The organism is Burkholderia sp. Bp8998, from assembly GCF_003854235.1.
Classification (GTDB): Bacteria; Pseudomonadota; Gammaproteobacteria; order Burkholderiales; family Burkholderiaceae; genus Burkholderia.
On sequence record NZ_QTQF01000073.1, the window covers coordinates 1 to 18,681 of the forward strand.

Here is an 18,681-nt window from a genome sequence, read left to right on the forward strand (position 1 = left end):
CGCCCCCAGAAGCCTTCGTAATCCTGCTCGGCCTCGGCGGCCAGCGCCTGGTAGGCCGGCATGCCGGAAATGGTCGCCGCCTTCTCGAGCGCCGCGGGCGGCGCAAACTGACGGGTTTCGTGAAGAACCGATTCAATCGCAGACATCGACTACCCCTTGGTGAACATGAATCCTCTGCATGGCGGCGCGATCGTGCGCGCCGCGCGTCTTGGCCGGCGCATGCGCGCCGCTGTCTCCCACCCACCCGCGCGCGGCCCGAAGACTGCGCGCGATGCTGCACCGCACCACGTCATACGACGGCGGACGTACGGCCCGGCGATTTCCACGATAAGCGCTCGAACTTACCCGTCACTTACGCGCCATGCCGTTTCGCACGCAAGCGCCGCCTTACGGTCGGCCGCTTTACAGTCAGCTTTACGCTGTTACAAACGCGACCCTACAATCCTAACTGAACTCGCCCCCCGGACTCCAGCTTGAATCGCTACGCCCTCTTCCTCATCCTGTCGATGCTGTTTGTCGGCAGCAACGTCGGTATCGGCAAATCCATCGTCGTCTTCGTCCCGGTCGCCATCCTCGCCACGCTGCGCTTCGTGATCGCGATCGCCGTGCTGTGGCCACTGTTCAGCCCGGTGAAGATGCGCACGGTCCGGCGCGCGGAATGGCTGAACCTGTTCCTGCAGGCATTCTTCGGCACCTTCATGTTTACGCTGCTGATGCTCAACGGCGTGCAGCGCACGAGCGCGGTCGCGGCAGGCGTGATCACGAGCACGATCCCGGCCATCGTCGCGCTGTTTGCATGGCTGATCCTGCGTGAAAAACCGAACGGCCGTGCGCTCGTGTCGATCGCGCTCGCGATCGCCGGCGTCGTGACGATCAACCTTGCCAACGGCACCGCAGGCGGCGCGCCCGCGCACGGCGCCGGCGGCGCATCGTCCGGCTCGCTGACCGGCAACCTGCTGATCCTCGGCGCCGTGTGCTGCGAATCGATCTACGTGATCCTGTCGCGCCGGCTCACGCAGACGCTCGCGCCGATCGACATCTGCGCATACACGCACCTGTTCGGCCTGTGCCTGATGCTGCCGCTCGGTGCGACGGCGCTGTGGCATTTCGATTACGCGAGCGTGCCGGCCGGTACGTGGGCGCTCGTCGTCTGGTATGGGCTGTCGGCCAGCATCTTCTCGTTCTGGCTGTGGATGAAGGGCATCCGGCACGTGCCGGGCAGCCTCGCCGGCGTGTTCAGCGCGGTGCTGCCGGTGGCGGCCGCCGCGTACGGCATCGCATTCCTCGGCGAACGCCCGACGCTCGCGCACGGCATCGCGCTCGCGTGCGTCGTCACCGGCATCGTGCTCGCGAGCCTGCGCGTGAAGCGCGTGCCGGCCGCCGCATCCTGATCCGTCCCCGGCAACCGCGGCGCGTCGCTGCAGTCACGCCGGCCGACGCGTTACAATAGCGCGCCTTTTCAAGATTACCCCCGATACCTGCGCACTGCGCCCGTCACTCCATCATGTCTGCCCCGCATTCGCCCGGCTCCACCCGTCGTCCGCTGCGCCCGCTGCCCGCGCTGATCTTCATGAGCCGCTGGCTCCAGGTTCCGCTTTATCTGGGCCTGATCGTCGCGCAGGCCGTCTATGTATTCCTGTTCCTGAAGGAAGTCTGGCACCTGCTGTCGCACGCGACCGGCCTCGACGAGGTCAGCGTGATGCTCGCGGTGCTCGGCCTGATCGACGTGGTGATGATCTCGAACCTGCTGATCATGGTGATCGTCGGCGGCTACGAAACGTTCGTGTCGCGCCTCGGCATCGAGGGCCATCCCGACGAGCCCGAATGGCTCGACCACGTGAACGCGGGCGTGCTGAAGGTCAAGCTGTCGATGGCGCTGATCAGCATTTCGTCGATCCACCTGCTGAAGACGTTCATCAACCCGGACCAGCACACGACGCACGCGATCATGTGGCAGGTGATCATCCACGTGTCGTTCCTCGTGTCGGCGCTCGTGATGGCGTGGGTCGACCGCCTGACGACCCACACGCACCCGGCCCATTTCCACGAGACGCACGCGCCTGCAGCGAACGAGTTCCGCAAGCCGGCCAAGGCAGCCGTCAACGCATAAACGCATTCCCCACAGTCCCCACAGAGTCTCAGCCATGACCGTCATCAAACAGGAAGACCTGATCCAGAGCATCGCGGATTCGCTGCAGTACATCAGCTACTACCACCCGCTCGACTACATCCAGGCCCTCGGCCGCGCGTACGAGCTGGAAGAAAGCCCGGCCGCGAAGGACGCGATCGCGCAGATCCTCACGAACAGCCGCATGTGCGCGGAAGGCCGCCGCCCGATCTGCCAGGACACCGGCATCGTCACGATCTTCGTGAAGGTCGGCATGGACGTGCGCTGGGACGGCGCGACGATGGGCTTGACCGACATGATCAACGAAGGCGTGCGCCGCGGTTACACGCATCCGGACAACGTGCTGCGCGCGTCGATCGTCAATCCGCCGGAAGGCGCCCGCAAGAACACGAAGGACAACACGCCGGCCGTGATCCACTACGAGATCGTGCCGGGCGACAAGGTCGACGTGCAGGTTGCGGCGAAGGGCGGCGGCTCGGAGAACAAGTCGAAGTTCGTGATGCTGAACCCGTCCGACTCGATCGTCGACTGGGTGCTGAAGACGGTCCCGACGATGGGCGCGGGCTGGTGCCCGCCGGGCATGCTCGGGATCGGCATCGGCGGCACCGCCGAAAAGGCGATGCTGATGGCGAAGGAATCGCTGATGGAGCCGATCGACATCCAGGAAATCATCGCGCGCGGTCCGAAGGACTGGGTCGAGGAACTGCGCGTCGAGCTGCACGAGAAGGTCAACGCGCTCGGCATCGGCGCGCAGGGCCTCGGCGGCCTCGCGACCGTGCTCGACGTGAAGATCATGGCCGCACCGACGCACGCGGCGTCGAAGCCGGTCGCGCTGATCCCGAACTGCGCGGCGACGCGTCACGCGCACTTCGTGCTCGACGGCTCGGGCCCCGCGAAGCTCGAGGCGCCGTCGCTCGACGCCTGGCCGAAGGTCCAGTGGGAACCGAACACGGAAACCAGCAAGCGCGTCGACCTGAACACGCTGACGCCGGAAGAAGTCGCAAGCTGGACGCCGGGCCAGACGCTGCTGCTGTCGGGCAAGATGCTCACGGGCCGCGACGCCGCGCACAAGCGCATCGCCGACATGCTCGCGAAGGGCGAGAAGCTGCCGGTCGACTTCACGAACCGCGTGATCTACTACGTCGGCCCGGTCGATCCGGTGCGTGACGAAGTGGTCGGCCCGGCAGGCCCGACGACGGCCACGCGGATGGACAAGTTCACCGAGACGATGCTCGCCCAGACGGGTCTGATCTCGATGGTCGGCAAGGCCGAACGCGGCCCGGTCGCGATCGACGCGATCAAGAAGCACAAGGCGGCGTACCTGATGGCGGTCGGCGGTGCGGCTTACCTCGTGTCGAAGGCGATCCGCGGCGCGAAGGTGCTCGCATTCGAAGACCTCGGCATGGAAGCGATCTACGAGTTCGACGTGCAGGACATGCCGGTGACGGTGGCCGTCGATTCGTCGGGCACGTCGGTGCACCAGACCGGTCCGAAGGAATGGCAGGCGAAGATCGGCAAGATCCCGGTCGCAGCCGCTTAAGCGCGCGCATACGAAAGGCCGGACGGATGTCCGGCCTTTTTACTTCTCATTCTCGTTATTGTGCGCGGCCCGTTATCCAGGGCTGCTTCTCGTTACCCGCAAAAGGCAGGCCCGACAAGGCTTCGAGGCTTGGCTTTTCCCGTTCGAGCGATTATCGTTCGGTTTCTGAAGCCCCTACTGAACAAGGAACAGCCATGCAAGGCGACAAGAAAGTCATCGAATACCTGAACGCCCAACTGAAGAACGAACTCACGGCAATCAACCAGTACTTCCTGCATGCGCGCATGTACAAGCACTGGGGCCTCGACAAGCTCGGCAAGCACGAATACGACGAATCGATCGGCGAAATGAAGCACGCCGACTGGCTGATCGAGCGCGTGTTCATGCTCGACGGCCTGCCGAACCTGCAGGACCTGCACAAGCTGCTGGTCGGCGAGGAAACCGAAGAGATCCTGAACTGCGACCTGAAGCTCGAGCAGATCTCGCAGTCCACGTGCAAGGAAGCGATCGCTTACTGCGAATCGGTGCGTGACTACGTGTCGCGCGAGATCTTCGAAAAGATCCTCGACGACACCGAAGAGCACATCGACTGGCTGGAAACGCAGATCGACCTGATCGGCAAGGTCGGCCTGCAGAATTATCAGCAGACGATGATGGGTTCGCCCGAGTAATCGGCACCATCGCCACGATCGCCACTTCGCCTTCCGCATGACGATGACGAACCAGCCAGTCGCTTCCGGGGACTACCCCACCGCCCCTGTCGGCATCTTCGATTCGGGGCTCGGCGGCCTGTCGGTGCTGCGCGCCGTGCGCGCGCACCTGCCCGGCGAGTCGTTCGTCTACGTCGCCGATTCGCACCATGCACCATATGGTCCGCGCGACGAGGCGTTCATTACGGAACGCACGCTGGCCATCGGCGAGTGGCTCGCCCGCGAAGGCGCGAAAGCGCTCGTCATCGCGTGCAACACCGCCACGGCGCGGGCGATCGCGGCCATCCGCGAACGCCTGTCGATACCGCTCGTCGGCGTCGAGCCGGGCATCAAGCCAGCCGCCGCGCTGTCCTCGACCGGTGTCGCGGGCGTGCTTGCCACGCAATCGACACTGAACAGCCCGCGCTTCCAGGCGCTGCTCGACCGCTACGGCGCCGGCCGTCGCTTCATCTGCCAACCCGGCCACGGGCTCGTCGAAGCGATCGAACGCGGCGACACGAACTCGCCCGCCTTGCGCGCGTTGCTCGAGCATTACCTGCAGCCGATGCTCGACGACGGCGCCGATACGCTGGTGCTCGGCTGCACGCACTACCCGTTTCTCTCCGAAACGATTCGTGACATTGTGGGCGACCGCCTGACGCTCGTCGACACGAGCGATGCCATCGCCCGCCAGCTCACGCGGGTGCTCGACGAACGCGACTTGCGCGCGCCGGCCGGCACGCGTGCCGCGCCGCCGCGCTTCTGCTCGACGAGCGACGGCCTGCAACTGCACGCACTCGCATCGTCACTGCTCGGCCTCGACGCGCCGGTCCAACCCGTCACCATTTCCTCGCCGAACGCGCGCGCCTGCGCGACCGTGTGACCGTGTGACGCGGGCCGGCCACCGCCGGTTCGCCCTCTCCCGCAGCGGCCACGCCGCGCCTTCCGTTTCAAGGGTCCGATGACCTTAAAAAAAGCCGGACCCAGGCTTGTCAACGCCCGCAAATTTAATGATAATAATTCGCATTAACGTTAGCTATCGCAACTCATCATGATCGTCTGCGTGTGCAAGTCTGTTTCCGATCGCAAGATTCGCGCGTCCCTCGCCGAGGGCGTGAGTTCGTTCGATGAGCTTCAGTTCGAGCTCGGCGTGGCCACGTGCTGCGGCAAGTGCGAGGAGTCCGTCCGCGACCTCATGGCCGAGCAAGGCGTCTGCGCGAGCCGGTGTGGCGTCGAGCACCACGCTCACCCGATCCCGGTGACGTTCTACGACCGCAAGGCCGCCTGAGCGGCACCGAACGTACGCATGCGGCTGCGGCCGCATTTTCTGCCCGACCGTCAGCCAGCCACCTTCCGCGCGAGCCAGCGGCTTACCTGCCAAGGAGCCTGTCATGGAATTGCTGATCGGATTCGCGACCACCGTGTGCATCTCGCTGCTGATCTTCCGCAAGTGATACCGATTCACCCGTCGCGCCCCGGGTGCGACGTCGTTCTTTCAAGCTAACATGCAGGCTTCGCTATCCGCTCCTGCCGGCGTCTTGCCGGCTGCCCCACGTATGAATCCCCGGGTCATCACTGTCGCGGTCGGTGTGCTTGCCGCACACGCGATCATGCTGACGGCCGCCTGGCTCCATCGCAATGCGCCGCCGCCGAAGACGGTCGAAGTCCAGTCGATCACCGCGCAGCTCATCCCGCCTGCACCGGCCGCTCAGCCGGTCGCGGTCGAATCGGTCGCGCAACCCGCGCCGCCGAAGCCCGTGCCGCGCGTCAAGCCGAAGATCGAACCGAAGCCGGTACAGAAAGCGGTCAAGGCGACGCCTCAGCCGGTCGCACAATCACCGTCTCCGACGCCCGCTCCGGCAGCCGATCCGACGCCTGCGCCCGCCGCCCCCTCCGCCGCGCCCGCTGCGCCGGCGGCCGCGCCCGGCCCGGCCCGGGAAACGATGCAAGTCAGCGCGCCGAAGAACGTATCGGCACTCAAGTGCAATTTCGTGAAGCCCACCTATCCGTCGATGTCGCGCCGCCGCGGCGAAACGGGCACGGCCTATGTTCACTTCGTCATCGGCCTGACGGGCAAGATTGAAAGTGTCGAGTTGCAAAAGAGCAGCGGCTACCCCCGCCTCGACGAGGCAGCGCTGGATGCGACACGCGCCAGCACCTGCCCGCCGTACGTCGAGAACGGCCAAGCGATTCGCGCCGCCCATACGCTGCCCTTCAACTTTACGCTCGACGATTAACCCGCCTCATTCGGAAGATTCAAAGGAAACAAAAATGCAAAGCTACGGTATCGCGCACGTCTGGGCGCAAGGTGATTTCGTCACGCGCGCCATCGCGATCACGCTGCTCGTGATGTCGGTCTTGTCGTGGATCGTGATCATCGTCAAGGGCTGGAACGTGGTTCGCCTGAACCGTCTCACGAAGAATGCCGAGCAGGCGTTCTGGCATTCGGACGATTTCGACGACGGCATCAAGAAGCTCGGCCTCACCGCATCGACGCCGAGCGACAATCCGTTCCTCGCGCTCGCGCTGTCGGGCAAGGAAGCCGCCGATCACCACCATCAGACGCAACCGCACCTGCACGACCGCATGGACGTGTCGGACTGGGTCACGCGCTGCCTGAAGGACACAATGGACGAAGGCATCTCGCGCATGCAGGCCGGCCTCGCGATTCTCGCGTCGATCGGCAGCACGGCACCGTTCGTCGGCCTGTTCGGCACGGTCTGGGGCATCTACCACGCGCTGCTCGCGATCGGCGCAACCGGCCAGACGTCGATCGACCAGGTCGCCGGCCCGGTCGGCGAGTCGCTGATCATGACGGCCTTCGGCCTGTTCGTCGCGATTCCCGCGGTGCTCGGCTACAACGCACTGACCCGCGCGAACAAGGGTGTCGTCAGCAAGCTGCGCCGCTTCGCACACGGCTTGCACGCGTACTTCGTGACGGGTGCGCGCCTCGCGTCGTCGTCGCCCCGCGACGGCCTGCGCCTCGCGACGCGCGCCAGCTGAGACGGGGTGAACCATGGCAATGAACACCGGCTTCAGCGATGACGACGACGATGGCGTGATGAGCGAGATCAACATGACGCCGCTCGTCGACGTCATGCTCGTACTCCTGATCATTTTCCTCGTGACGATCCCGGCAATGCAGCACGCGGTGAAGATCGACCTTCCGCACGCGAGCAGCCAGCCCGTCGACGAAAAGCCGCAGACGGTCGACGTCGCGATCCAGGGCAACGGTACGATCCTGTGGAACGACCAGACGGTCACGCGCGAGCAGCTGCAGGCACACATCGCGGAAGCGGCACAGCATCAGCCGCAACCGGAGTTGCACCTGCGCGCCGATCGCAAGGTTGCCTATGAGCGTGTGGCCGAAGTGATGTCCGATGCGCAGGCCGGCGGCCTGACGAAGCTGGGCTTCGTGACGGAGCCGACTGCGAAGGCAAAGTAACGCACACGCATTTCACTACGCGACGATCGCGTGGCCGGCCGTGCCTTGCCGGCCGCACCTCGCCGGCCGCACAAAGTAAAAGGCCCTCATCGCCAGATGAAGGCCTTTTTTCATGCGCACGCGGGCGCCTTCGGGCGGCGGGCTCTTCGGCGGTATCGGTTGCGCCTCGAGCAACGCAAATGCGGCTACCGTGGTCTGCACGGACTGCGCGTTCTGCCCTATCTGGCTCACAATATATGCGGCCACCTGATTCCGCTCAGAACTTCCTTCGCGAAATGGGATTTCACTATAGGCCTGCCCGCGTACGCATTCAAGGCCCCGGCGATTGAAACTTGCGATTGCAGGCGACGCTTCAATGACAAAACAAATTTGCCACGACGCGCATCTTGCGTTCAGGTGGCCGAAGCATCGGCCGCCACCCCTTCGTTCTTCGCGCGCTCGGGGCAGCTCGGCTGCTTGTATTCGCCGTGGTCGAGCTTCTCGACCAGATAGTCGACGAACGCGCGTACCGCGGGCGGCATTCCCTGCCGCGACACGAACACCGCATAGAGTTGCGGCACCGGCAGCGTCCAGCCCGGCATCACCGGCGACAACTGCCCCGCGCGCAATGCATTGCCGTACATCATCTCGGGCAGCGCCGCGATGCCGAGGCCGTCGAGCACAGCCTCGCGGATCGTCATCAGGTCGGCCGTCACGAGCCGCGGATCGTGCTCGTGCAGGTGACGTGTGCCGTCCGGCGCGATCAGGCTGAACACGTGCCGTCCGTCGACGCTCGGCGTATCGAGCGTCTCGAAATGCGCCAGATCGTCCGGCACGAGCGGCGGCGCATTCTGGTTCAGTAGGCTGGGCGCCCCAACCAGCATCTGCTCGGTCCGCCACAGCGGCCGCACGACGATGTTCGCGTTCTGCGGCGGCTCCGAGCGCACACGCAACGCGACGTCGATCGAATCCTCGAACAGATCGATCACGCGATTGGTCACACGGATGTGCACCTTCACCTCGGGATAGCGGTGCAGGAATTCGGGGAGAATGCGCGACAGCATCGTCTGCGACAGTGTCACGGGGACGCTCACGCGCACCGAGCCGCGCGGTGACGCGCGCAGCTGCTGCACGGCGTTCATCGCGGCCTGGGCTTCGGCGAGCATCGCCTGGCAATGCTGGTAGAACAGCTCCCCCGCCTCGGTCAGCGCGAGCTTGCGCGTCGAACGCTGCAGCAGGCGCACGCCGAGCGCCGCTTCGAGTTCGGTCAGGCGCCGCGACAGGCGCGATTTCGAGATACCCAGCACGCGTTCCGCCGCAGAGAAACCGCCGTGTTCGACGACCTGCGAAAAGTACATGAGGTCGTTCAGGTTGTGTGCATCGATGTTCATGTCATCGTTCCAATTTCAGAACAATCCATTGCGAACCGCCGCAAATCGGTCGGTAAAACGCCCAATATAATAGCGCTGTGTTTCAAAAATAACGCTATTCCGACGATATCGAGGGCTTCTGCATGACGATCGCTCGCTCGCTTGACCGCACGTACCCCGCGCTTCGCACGACCGAAGGCGGCGGCTTCGTGGTTCACCGCCCGTTCCCGACCCGGCTGCTGATGGATTTCGATCCGTTTCTGCTGCTCGATGAGATGGGCCCCGTCGACTATGCGCCAGGCGAAGCCAAGGGCGCCCCCGATCATCCGCATCGCGGCTTCGAGACCGTCACCTACGTGCTCGACGGGCGCTTTCGCCATCGCGACTCGGCCGGCCATGCCGGCACGCTCGGGCCCGGCGACGTACAGTGGATGACGGCTGGCGCGGGCGTCGTCCACAGCGAAATGCCGGATCCCGAGTTCGCGCAGGCAGGCGGGCGCTCGCACGGTTTCCAGCTGTGGGTCAACCTGCCGCGGCGCGACAAGCTGATCGCGCCGCGCTACCAGGAGATCCCGGCCGCCCGCATCCCGAGCGCGACGTCGCCGGACGGCCGTGCGCAGGTCCGCGTGATCGCCGGCGAAGCGTTCGGTGTGCGTGCGGCGATCGAGACGCGCACGCCGATTCTCTACCAGCATTTCACGCTGCAACCGGGCGCAACGGTCACGCAGCCGGTGCCGGCAGGCTATCGCGTGTTCGCCTACCCACTCGACGGAGCGGGTCGCTACGGGCCCGACAGGCAGCCCGTCGACGCACGGCACATGGTCGTCTACGGTGACGATGGCGACGCCGTGATATTCGAAGCCGGCGATACGCCGCTCGACCTGCTGCTGATCGGCGGCGTGCCGCTCAACGAGCCGATCGTCCGCTACGGCCCGTTCGTGATGAATACCGAGGAAGAGATCCGGCAGGCCGTCGTCGACTACCAGACCGGTCGCATGGGCCGCATCGGCGCGTGACGTCCGATCGGGGGCCGCAGGTGCCGCGAAACGGCTCGTTTTGCGTCACAATGACTCCTTGAGCCACGCGGCTGCCCGCCACCAGAAGGAATCCGTCCCCTTGAACTTCGAACATCTGATCCAGATCAACTCCGACGATCCGGCCGTGCCGTCCCTGACCCGCGACCAGCTGTGGGAAGGCCTCGTGCTGCGCGCCGAACAGCCGCAGCTGTTCGTGATCGGCCTCGACAGCTGTGTCGTCCACGAACGGACGGACACGACGCTCGAACGCGAACTGCACTACGGACATGCGACCGTGCGCGACCGCGTGACGTTCATCCCGAACCAGCAAGTGCGCTACGACATCCATGCGGCCGGCGGCGAAATCGGCGGCTCGCTGACGATGACGATCGAGGAGCGCGACGACCACGAGCTGTTCCTGCGCTTCGAATACCACACGACGTTGACCGTCACGGACGACAGCGAGGAAGCGCGCCAGACGCACGGCATCGTCAAGGAAGCGTATCGCACGTCGGACATCGACACGGTGCGCCTGATCCGCGAATACGCTCAGGGACGCAAGGACCCCGATCCGCTCCACTGATATCAGCGGCGGCCCGCGGGCCGCTGCTTTGATTCAAGCTATCGGATTTCCCGCATCGATCGATAAAGAGTTTTTGTAAATGGGAATAGTTATCATTTAGAATTCATCCCATCGTATCGACAGTCACCGATCAACCGAATGACCGACACCACGCGCCCGACCACGCTGACCTTGCGCCGCACAACCGGCACCGCAAGCGCCAACCGTCAGAAGACGGCAGCGGTCACGACGCCGGCGAAACCCGCCGGCAGCCGCGATGCCGGCACCCGGACCCTCAGCAGCGACGCGCTGCTGCAAGGCCACAGCCACATCAGCATCGCGCATAACGGAGAGACGTATCAGTTGCGTGCCACGCGGCTCGGCAAACTGATCCTGACGAAGTAAGGACAGAGTATTGTGGGGACCACCTCCCTGAGAGGTGTTGGGCAGTAGCCAGCGTAACGGCTTGCACGCGAGATCTAGACCCCTTCGTGCAAACACACTCAAGCAGCCGTTGCAGCAAGCCAAGCCACTTTTTTGGTTCTCGCACAAGGAAGAAAAGAAGCGACACGTCGAAGGGCGTGTCGCTTCTTTGTTTGGGCGTCCGGATGCAATGGAAAGGCATCGCGGCTATCGGCACTGCAGCTTCAGCGCGTTCCGGAGCCCGACAGCGGCACACGCTCGCCCGCTGCTCCGGAACGCGGCCGCCAGGCCTTCAATTCCGCATCAGAACCGCATCAGAAACCCCAGAACATCAACCACCATGCGCTGTCGACCACGGCCAGGCCGGCCGCGAACCACGCGAATGCAGCCAGCCGGCGCGGCCATGCCGCATAGCGCCCCGTCACCTTCCAGGCGAGCCAGGCGCTCCACGCGTTCGCGCCAACCAGAATCGCGATGCGCACGTCGGTCGCCCAGCCGAGCGGCACATGCTCGGCCCGCAGCAGCGACAGCGTGGTCGCCGACAGCCCGAGGAACACGCCGGCCCCCGCGATCGGGATCAGCGCCTGCGCGAGATGATGGAGACGCACGCGGTCGAAGCGCCCGAGCATCAGCGTCGCGCCGGCCAGCAGCACGAGCAGCGCGGTGCCGTATACAAGCCCCGTGCCGACGATGTAGCTGACAATCAGCCCGCCGTCGAGCCACGAGAACACGTCGTTGCGATCCGGATAGTGCGTGAGCAGGAACCACGGTGCATTGGTCTCGAGTGGCCACGTGATGTCGCGGTCGATCAGCCAGCCCGCGAGCCATTGCTTGATCTGCACGAACCACGGGCTGACGGTCCAGTGGAATGCACCGATCGCGACGCCGAGCAGGCCGTACAGGATCAGCGCCGTGTCCCACGGATTCGCCTGCTGCGCGCCGAGGCTCACGACCTCGTCGGACGGCGAGCGCCACGACAGCGCGATCGCGTCACGGTGCCCGCTGCAGCGGCCGCACATATGGCATGCGGCGGCACCCTTCATGTTGCGCAACGGCACGAGCGGCGCGCAATTGATCGGAATCACGCGATGCCCGTGCTCGCCGTTCTTGTACGAGCGACGCCACGCATCCTCGTCGACCTTGTAGCGCATCGGCGCGAGTCGCGCGAGCAGCCCGAATACACCATTGACCGGGCACAGATACTTGCACCACACACGCTTCTCGCGGCCGTACAGCACGCCGATCACGATCGCACCGACGGTCGAACCGCCGAGCACGAACAGCACCGCGAGCGGGTACTGGTACACGCTGACCATCTGCCCGTAGATCGTCGTGAGCCCGAACGCGACGAACGGCCAGCCGCCCCACCGCATCCAGCGCGGAATCGCGCCACCGCGGCCGAACTTGCTCGCATATTCGGTCAGTGCGCCTTCCGGACACAGCACGCCGCACCAGACGCGGCCGAGCATGACCATCGACAGCAGTACGAACGGCCACCAGATGCCCCAGAACACGAACTGCGCGATCAGCGTGAGATTGCTCCACAGGTGCGCGGAATCGTCCGGCAGCGGCAACACCGCCGGCACGATGATCAGGAATGCGTAGACGGCGACGACGACCCACTGGATGCCGCGGATCACCGCGCCGTGGCGCTGCATCCACTGGCCGGCCTGCGCGAGCCAGCCCGGCTTGGCTGCGACGACAACACTCATGCCGCGCGACCTGCGGGGACGACCGGACGACGGCTCGCGCGCTTCATCAGCAGCCAGACCACCGCCCAGTACGCGGCATAGGCGATCAGGTTGGTCAGCGCCGGGTGTGCGCGATAGCCGGTCAGCGTCGCGACGAGCGAACCGAACGTACCGGAATCATCGAGGATCCCCGACGTGTCCCACACTTGCGAGATGCCGAGCGGCAGGATTTCCTTGTCGATCAGCTTGTCGACGCCGGTCTGGAACAGGCCCGCACCGAGGAACAGCAGCATCACTTCGGTCACGCGGAAGAAATGCCGCCACGAGAAGTACTTGCCGCCAAGCTGGAGCAGATAGAACGTGAGGAACGCGAGGCTGAGGCCGATCACGACCGCGAGCATCTGGCTGCCATCGACGTGCCCCGACTGGCCGAAACCGAGGCCGTACAGGAAGATCACCGTCTCGCTGCCTTCGCGTGCGATCGCGAGCGCGACCAGCACGGCGACACCCCACCAGTTCGAATCGCGCGTGCTCTGCTGCAGCGACTGCTCCATGTCACGCTTCAGCGTGCGGCCGTGCCGGCGCATCCACAGCACCATCTGCACGATCAACACGCACGCGATCAACACCATCGCGGTCTGGAAATAGTCCTGCGCGTCGCCGGACAGCACTTCGGTGAAGCCGACGAGCGCGGCGCCGAGACCAACGGCCATCAGCAAGCCGACTGCCACGCCCGTCCACAGAAAGGGCAGGCCGCGGCGCGCGTCGTCGTCGCCGTTCTTCAGCCATGCATAGAGGATGCCGACGACGAGCAGCGCTTCGACGCTCTCCCGCCAGACGATGAACAAGATCTGACCCATTGAATCCTCCTGACGTGCGGGGCGACGCACTCGTACGCCCGCACGCAGATAAAACGCATTACTTCGCGACGATCACGCCCTGTGCCTGCTGGTGGAAATCGTCGAAAAACTTGTATTCGCCCGGCGACAGCGGAGCGACGACCACGAACGAATCGGCGCCCGGCGCAAGCACCTTCTCCTTGCGCAACTGCACGCTCTCGAATTCGGCGGCACCCTTGCCGGTATTCCTGATCTCGATCTTGAAGCGCTGGCCAGCCGGCACTTCGATACGGGCGGGGTTCAGCTTGCCGTCCGTCATCTCGAGCTTGAACGTCGGCAGATCAGCGGCATGCGCTGCGCCGGCGAGCCACAGCGCGGCGGCTGCGGCGACGATTTTCTGAGGGAATTTCATTCTGGGTTCTCTACGCCGACGGCGCGCCGAAGCGCGCCGTCCGTGATGCCACCGATCAGTACCCGCCCTTCTTGCCGATGCCGGCGAACGGGAAGTCATATTCGAGGGTGATGGGCTTGAACCATGCGCCCACGCCCGTTTCCTTGTCGACGTGACGGCCGAACGCCATGTGGCCCGACTGCATCGGCGGCTTGACGGTCATCGTCAGGTGATACTTGCCCGGGCCGGCCAGCTTCACGTTGTCGCCGTAGTGCGGGCCGTCGCTCGCGACCATGCCCATCAGGTCGCCTTCAGCCTTCCACTTCGTGTCGCCCTGCTTCGTCAGCTTGTACGTGACCTGCAGGTACGGCATCCAGTCGCCTTCCGCGAAACCCGTCGGGTTGTTCTTGACCGCGTGGATGTCGGCCTCGAGGTGGATGTCGGAATCCGACGCCTTGCGCATCATCCCCTCCGGATCCATCGAGATCGGCTGCAGGTACACCGCGCCGATTTCCATGCCGCCCTGGATCTGCTGCTTGCCGATCGGATATTCGGCAGCCGAAGCCGACATCGCGGCAAGCGCCGCCGCTACCGCAACCGACGTGCGGATGAACGAAGAACCCAACATGGACACTCCTTGTTATTTGTCTGGTGACTTGCGCACCGCCCGTCATGACCGCGCGCTGGAAACACTAACGCAACCAATAACGTTAATGCGAACTATTCTCAATACTTGCAAAGTTTAGCACTGAACCGACTCCGGAACAAACAAGACACCGTGTAAACCCCTGATCCGACAAGGCTTACAACGGTGTTACCAGAAGGTTTCAGTGACGTTTGGAAAGATTTACCGGCCGCCGTTGACGTGGTCGCCCACGTTCGCTCCGAACACGCGTTCACGCAGCAGCGCAAGCTGGTCGCGCGTCGCCGCGGCCTTTTCGAACTCGAGGTTCTTCGCGTAGTCGGCCATCTGCTTTTCGAGACGCTTGATCTCTTTCGCGATCTGCTTTTCCGACATGTCCTCGAACTTCGCGCGTTGCTGCGCTTCCTTCAGCTCGGCGCGCGCGTCATCGGCGTTGTAGACGCCGTCGATGATGTCCTTGATGCGCTTCACGACGCCGCGCGGCGTGATGCCCATCTTCTCGTTGTGCGCGATCTGCTTCGCGCGGCGCCGCTCGGTCTCGCCGATCGCGCGCTTCATCGATTCGGTCATCGTGTCGGCGTAGAGGATCGCCTTGCCGTTCACGTTGCGCGCCGCGCGGCCGATCGTCTGGATCAACGAGCGCTCGGCGCGCAGGAAGCCTTCCTTGTCCGCGTCGAGAATCGCGACCAGCGACACCTCCGGAATGTCGAGGCCTTCGCGCAGCAGGTTGATCCCGACCAGCACGTCGAACGTGCCGAGCCGCAGGTCGCGGATGATCTCGACCCGCTCCACCGTGTCGATGTCGCTATGCAGGTAGCGCACCTTGACGCCGTGGTCCGCCAGGAACTCGGTGAGCTGCTCGGCCATCCGCTTCGTCAGCACGGTGATCAGCACACGCTCGCCGGCGTTCACGCGCGCGTTGATCTCGGTCAGCACGTCGTCGACCTGCGAGCTTGCCGGGCGCACTTCGATTTCCGGATCGACGAGCCCGGTCGGCCGCACCACCTGCTCGGCCACCTGCCCCGTCACGCGCTGCTCGTAGTCGGCCGGTGTCGCCGACACGAACACCACCTGGCGCATCTTGCGCTCGAACTCCGGGAACTTGAGCGGCCGGTTGTCCAGCGCCGACGGCAGCCGGAAGCCGTAGTTGACGAGGTTTTCCTTGCGCGCGCGGTCGCCGTTGTACATGCCGTTCAGCTGGCCGATCAGCACGTGCGATTCGTCGAGCAGCATCAGCGCGTCGGGCGGCAGGTAGTCGACGAGCGTCGGCGGCGGCTCCCCGGGCTCGGCACCCGAGAAGTGCCGCGAGTAGTTCTCGATGCCCTTGCAGAAGCCGAGCTCCTGCAGCATCTCGAGGTCGAAGCGCGTGCGCTGCTCGAGGCGCTGCGCCTCGACGAGCTTGCCGTCGCTGTGGAAGAACTCGAGGCGCTCGCGCAATTCGTCCTTGATCGTCTCGACCGCACGCATCACGGTGTCGCGCGGCGTCACGTAGTGCGACGACGGATACACGGTGAAGCGCGGAATCTTCTGTCGCACGCGCCCGGTCAGCGGGTCGAACAGCTGCAGCGTCTCGACCTCGTCGTCGAACAGCTCGATGCGCACGGCCAGCTCCGCGTGCTCGGCCGGGAAGATGTCGATCGTGTCGCCGCGCACGCGGAACGTGCCGCGCTGGAAGTCCTGTTCGTTGCGCGAGTACTGCATCGCGATCAGCCGCGCGATCACGTCGCGCTGGCCGAGCTTGTCGCCGGTGCGCAGCGTCAGGATCATCTGGTGGTATTCGGACGGGTTGCCGATACCGTAGATCGCCGACACCGTCGCGACGATCACCACGTCGCGGCGCTCCATCAGGCTCTTCGTCGCCGACAGCCGCATCTGCTCGATGTGCTCGTTGATCGACGAATCCTTCTCGATGAACAGGTCGCGCTGCGGCACGTACGCTTCCGGCTGGTAATAGTCGTAGTACGAGACGAAGTACTCGACCGCATTGCGCGGGAAGAACTCGCGGAACTCCGCGTAGAGCTGCGCCGCGAGCGTCTTGTTCGGCGCGAACACGATTGCCGGGCGGCCGAGCCGCGCGATCGTGTTGGCCATCGTGAAGGTCTTGCCCGAACCGGTCACGCCGAGCAGCGTCTGGAATGCGAGGCCGTCGCCGACACCTTCGACGAGCGTTTCGATCGCGGTCGGCTGGTCGCCTGCGGGCGGATACGGTTGATACAGCTGGAACGGCGACCCTTCGAAGGTCACGAATTTCGATTCGTCGAGCGCGTCGCCGACTTCGGCGTGATGTTCGGACATGGAGTGCGGCCGGAGCGAGGGCAAAAAAACTATTCTAGCGCTTCGCGGCGTTGCGAACCGCTGACGGCTCCTGACGCGCGGCAACCGTCCGAAGTCGCAATTCGCCGCGCAATCGCCGCCTCCGGCAGCGTGAATTCGCTACAATGTCAGCCTGCTGCGCTTTCCGGCGCCGTGCCCGTTGGCGCGCGGTCCGCTGCGCCCGCCCCGCCGGCTGAAAGCCTGACCCTCTTTTCACTACTGCCGAATCATCATGTCGCTCTTCTCCGCTGTCCAGCTTGCTCCCCGCGACCCGATCCTGGGCCTGAACGAAGCCTTCAACGCCGATACGCGCCCGACCAAGGTCAACCTCGGCGTCGGTGTGTACACGAACGAAGAAGGCAAGATTCCGCTGCTGCGCGCCGTTCGCGAAGCGGAAAAGGCTCGTGTCGACGCCGGCCTGCCGCGCGGCTACCTGCCGATCGACGGGATCGCCGCGTACGACGCGGCGGTGCAGAAGCTGCTGCTCGGCAACGATTCGCCGCTGATCGCCGCAGGCCGCGTGGTCACGGCGCAGGCACTGGGCGGCACGGGCGCACTGAAGATCGGCGCCGATTTCCTGCGCACCGTGAACCCGAACGCGAAGGTCGCGATCAGCGACCCGAGCTGGGAAAACCACCGCGCACTGTTCGAAGCGGCCGGCTTCGAAGTCGTCGCATACCCGTACTACGACGCCGCCACCAACGGCGTGAACTTCGAAGGCATGCTGTCGGCGCTGAACGGCTATGCGGCAGGCACGATCGTCGTGCTGCACGCGTGCTGCCACAACCCGACCGGCGTGGACCTGACCGAAGCGCAATGGCAGCAGGTCGTCGACGTCGTCAAGGCGCGCAACCTCGTGCCGTTCCTCGACATGGCCTACCAGGGCTTCGGCGAGAACATCGAGGCCGATGCCGCCGCCGTGCGTCTGTTTGCCGCGGCCGACCTGAACGCATTCGTGTCGTCGTCGTTCTCGAAGTCGTTCTCGCTGTACGGCGAACGCGTCGGCGCGCTGTCGATCATCACGTCGAGCAAGGAAGAAGCGACGCGCGTGTTGTCGCAACTGAAGCGCGTGATCCGCACGAACTACTCGAACCCGCCGACCCATGGCGGCGCCGTCGTCGCGGCCGTGCTCGCATCGCCGGAACTGCATGCTTCGTGGGTGCAGGAACTCGGCGAAATGCGCGACCGCATCCGCGCGATGCGCAACGGTCTCGTCGAGCGCCTGAAGGCGAGCGGCGTCGATCGCGACTTCAGCTTCATCAACGCGCAGCGCGGGATGTTCTCGTATTCGGGCCTGACCTCGGCGCAAGTCGATCGCCTGCGCGAAGAGTTCGGCATCTATGCAGTCGGCACCGGCCGGATCTGCGTCGCAGCGCTGAACACGCGCAACCTCGACGCAGTCGCCAATGCAGTCGCAGCGGTCCTGAAGTAAGTCGGCGTCAGCGGGCGGCAGCCCGCCCTTCCGAAGCAAAAAACGCGCTCCGAGGAGCGCGTTTTTTTATGCCGTCCTACTGCCGGGAATGCCCGGCACGGCACAAGCGGCGCGCAGCGCGGCCGCCCGAGCCGAAGAGCCCGTTACTGCATGAACCAGCCGTGGCTGACGACGAACGACTGGCCCGTGAGCGCGGCGCTCGGGAACGCCGACAGGAACA

19 protein-coding genes and 1 pseudogene are annotated in these 18,681 nt (G+C 64.9%); 13 read left to right on the top strand and 7 right to left on the bottom strand.

Annotation, left to right across the window (positions count from 1 at the left end; genetic code table 11):
- Positions 1-146 (bottom strand): annotated as a pseudogene (locus DIE06_RS36150) (AMP-dependent synthetase); the annotation flags it as partial.
- 327 nt (positions 147-473) lie between these two features.
- Here DIE06_RS36150 and DIE06_RS36160 point away from each other — a divergent pair.
- From DIE06_RS36160 to DIE06_RS36205, 9 genes are all read left to right on the top strand, one after another.
- Positions 474-1,391 (top strand): DMT family transporter, encoded by a 918-nt coding sequence (locus DIE06_RS36160; protein WP_124665514.1) that lies wholly within the window; start codon positions 474-476, stop codon positions 1,389-1,391.
- A gap of 113 nt (positions 1,392-1,504) precedes the next feature.
- Positions 1,505-2,110, top strand: coding sequence for a TIGR00645 family protein (locus DIE06_RS36165; RefSeq protein WP_124665515.1), 606 nt, complete (start codon positions 1,505-1,507; stop codon positions 2,108-2,110).
- A 34-nt stretch (positions 2,111-2,144) separates the two neighbouring features.
- Positions 2,145-3,668 (top strand): fumarate hydratase, encoded by a 1,524-nt coding sequence (locus DIE06_RS36170; RefSeq protein WP_059642274.1) that lies wholly within the window; start codon positions 2,145-2,147, stop codon positions 3,666-3,668.
- Between the two features lie 194 nt (positions 3,669-3,862).
- Positions 3,863-4,339 (top strand): bacterioferritin, encoded by a 477-nt coding sequence (gene bfr, locus DIE06_RS36180; protein WP_124665516.1) that lies wholly within the window; start codon positions 3,863-3,865, stop codon positions 4,337-4,339.
- Positions 4,340-4,376: 37 nt separating this feature from the next.
- Entirely contained in the window at positions 4,377-5,240 is an 864-nt protein-coding gene (gene murI, locus DIE06_RS36185) for a glutamate racemase (protein WP_124665517.1), read from the top strand.
- Positions 5,241-5,408: 168 nt separating this feature from the next.
- Positions 5,409-5,645 carry a bacterioferritin-associated ferredoxin gene (locus DIE06_RS36190; protein WP_011885486.1) on the top strand — a complete coding sequence of 79 codons (237 nt, stop codon included), beginning with the start codon at positions 5,409-5,411 and terminating at the stop codon, positions 5,643-5,645.
- A 217-nt stretch (positions 5,646-5,862) separates the two neighbouring features.
- A complete protein-coding gene (locus tag DIE06_RS36195) occupies positions 5,863-6,594 on the top strand; it encodes an energy transducer TonB (RefSeq protein WP_124665518.1) in 732 nt (243 codons plus the stop codon).
- Positions 6,595-6,628: 34 nt separating this feature from the next.
- The gene (locus tag DIE06_RS36200) at positions 6,629-7,360 is read left to right on the top strand and encodes a MotA/TolQ/ExbB proton channel family protein (RefSeq protein ID WP_124665519.1); all 732 of its coding nucleotides are present in this window, start codon (positions 6,629-6,631) and stop codon (positions 7,358-7,360) included.
- A 13-nt stretch (positions 7,361-7,373) separates the two neighbouring features.
- Positions 7,374-7,802, top strand: coding sequence for a biopolymer transporter ExbD (locus DIE06_RS36205; RefSeq protein WP_006754473.1), 429 nt, complete (start codon positions 7,374-7,376; stop codon positions 7,800-7,802).
- Between the two features lie 392 nt (positions 7,803-8,194).
- Here DIE06_RS36205 and DIE06_RS36215 read toward each other — a convergent pair whose 3' ends face one another.
- Positions 8,195-9,172, bottom strand: a complete 978-nt coding sequence (locus DIE06_RS36215; protein ID WP_124665520.1) for a LysR family transcriptional regulator — start codon at positions 9,170-9,172, stop codon at positions 8,195-8,197.
- 122 nt (positions 9,173-9,294) lie between these two features.
- Between DIE06_RS36215 and DIE06_RS36220 the strand changes: the two genes are divergently transcribed.
- The 3 genes from DIE06_RS36220 (at position 9,295) to hemP (ending at position 11,134) form a co-directional block, all read left to right on the top strand.
- Entirely contained in the window at positions 9,295-10,167 is an 873-nt protein-coding gene (locus tag DIE06_RS36220; RefSeq protein ID WP_124665521.1) for a pirin family protein, read from the top strand.
- A 100-nt stretch (positions 10,168-10,267) separates the two neighbouring features.
- Positions 10,268-10,750 carry an SRPBCC family protein gene (locus tag DIE06_RS36225; protein WP_124665522.1) on the top strand — a complete coding sequence of 161 codons (483 nt, stop codon included), beginning with the start codon at positions 10,268-10,270 and terminating at the stop codon, positions 10,748-10,750.
- Positions 10,751-10,888: 138 nt separating this feature from the next.
- Positions 10,889-11,134: a hemin uptake protein HemP gene (gene hemP / locus DIE06_RS36230; protein WP_039322336.1), complete on the top strand. Its 246-nt coding sequence runs from the start codon at positions 10,889-10,891 to the stop codon at positions 11,132-11,134.
- 332 nt (positions 11,135-11,466) lie between these two features.
- Here hemP and DIE06_RS36240 read toward each other — a convergent pair whose 3' ends face one another.
- From DIE06_RS36240 to uvrB, 5 genes are all read right to left on the bottom strand, one after another.
- The gene (locus DIE06_RS36240; protein WP_124665524.1) at positions 11,467-12,864 is read right to left on the bottom strand and encodes a 4Fe-4S binding protein; all 1,398 of its coding nucleotides are present in this window, start codon (positions 12,862-12,864) and stop codon (positions 11,467-11,469) included.
- Positions 12,861-13,703 (bottom strand): FTR1 family protein, encoded by an 843-nt coding sequence (locus tag DIE06_RS36245; protein ID WP_124665525.1) that lies wholly within the window; start codon positions 13,701-13,703, stop codon positions 12,861-12,863. The genes DIE06_RS36240 and DIE06_RS36245 overlap by 4 nt, the downstream gene beginning before the upstream one ends.
- 58 nt (positions 13,704-13,761) lie before the next feature.
- Positions 13,762-14,094, bottom strand: coding sequence for a cupredoxin domain-containing protein (locus DIE06_RS36250; protein ID WP_006760846.1), 333 nt, complete (start codon positions 14,092-14,094; stop codon positions 13,762-13,764).
- Between the two features lie 55 nt (positions 14,095-14,149).
- Entirely contained in the window at positions 14,150-14,701 is a 552-nt protein-coding gene (locus DIE06_RS36255; protein ID WP_124665526.1) for an iron transporter, read from the bottom strand.
- Between the two features lie 219 nt (positions 14,702-14,920).
- Entirely contained in the window at positions 14,921-17,011 is a 2,091-nt protein-coding gene (gene uvrB / locus DIE06_RS36260) for an excinuclease ABC subunit UvrB (RefSeq protein ID WP_124665527.1), read from the bottom strand.
- 250 nt (positions 17,012-17,261) lie between these two features.
- Between uvrB and DIE06_RS36270 the strand changes: the two genes are divergently transcribed.
- Entirely contained in the window at positions 17,262-18,461 is a 1,200-nt protein-coding gene (locus tag DIE06_RS36270; protein WP_059685426.1) for an amino acid aminotransferase, read from the top strand.
- Positions 18,462-18,681: the final 220 nt, after the last annotated feature.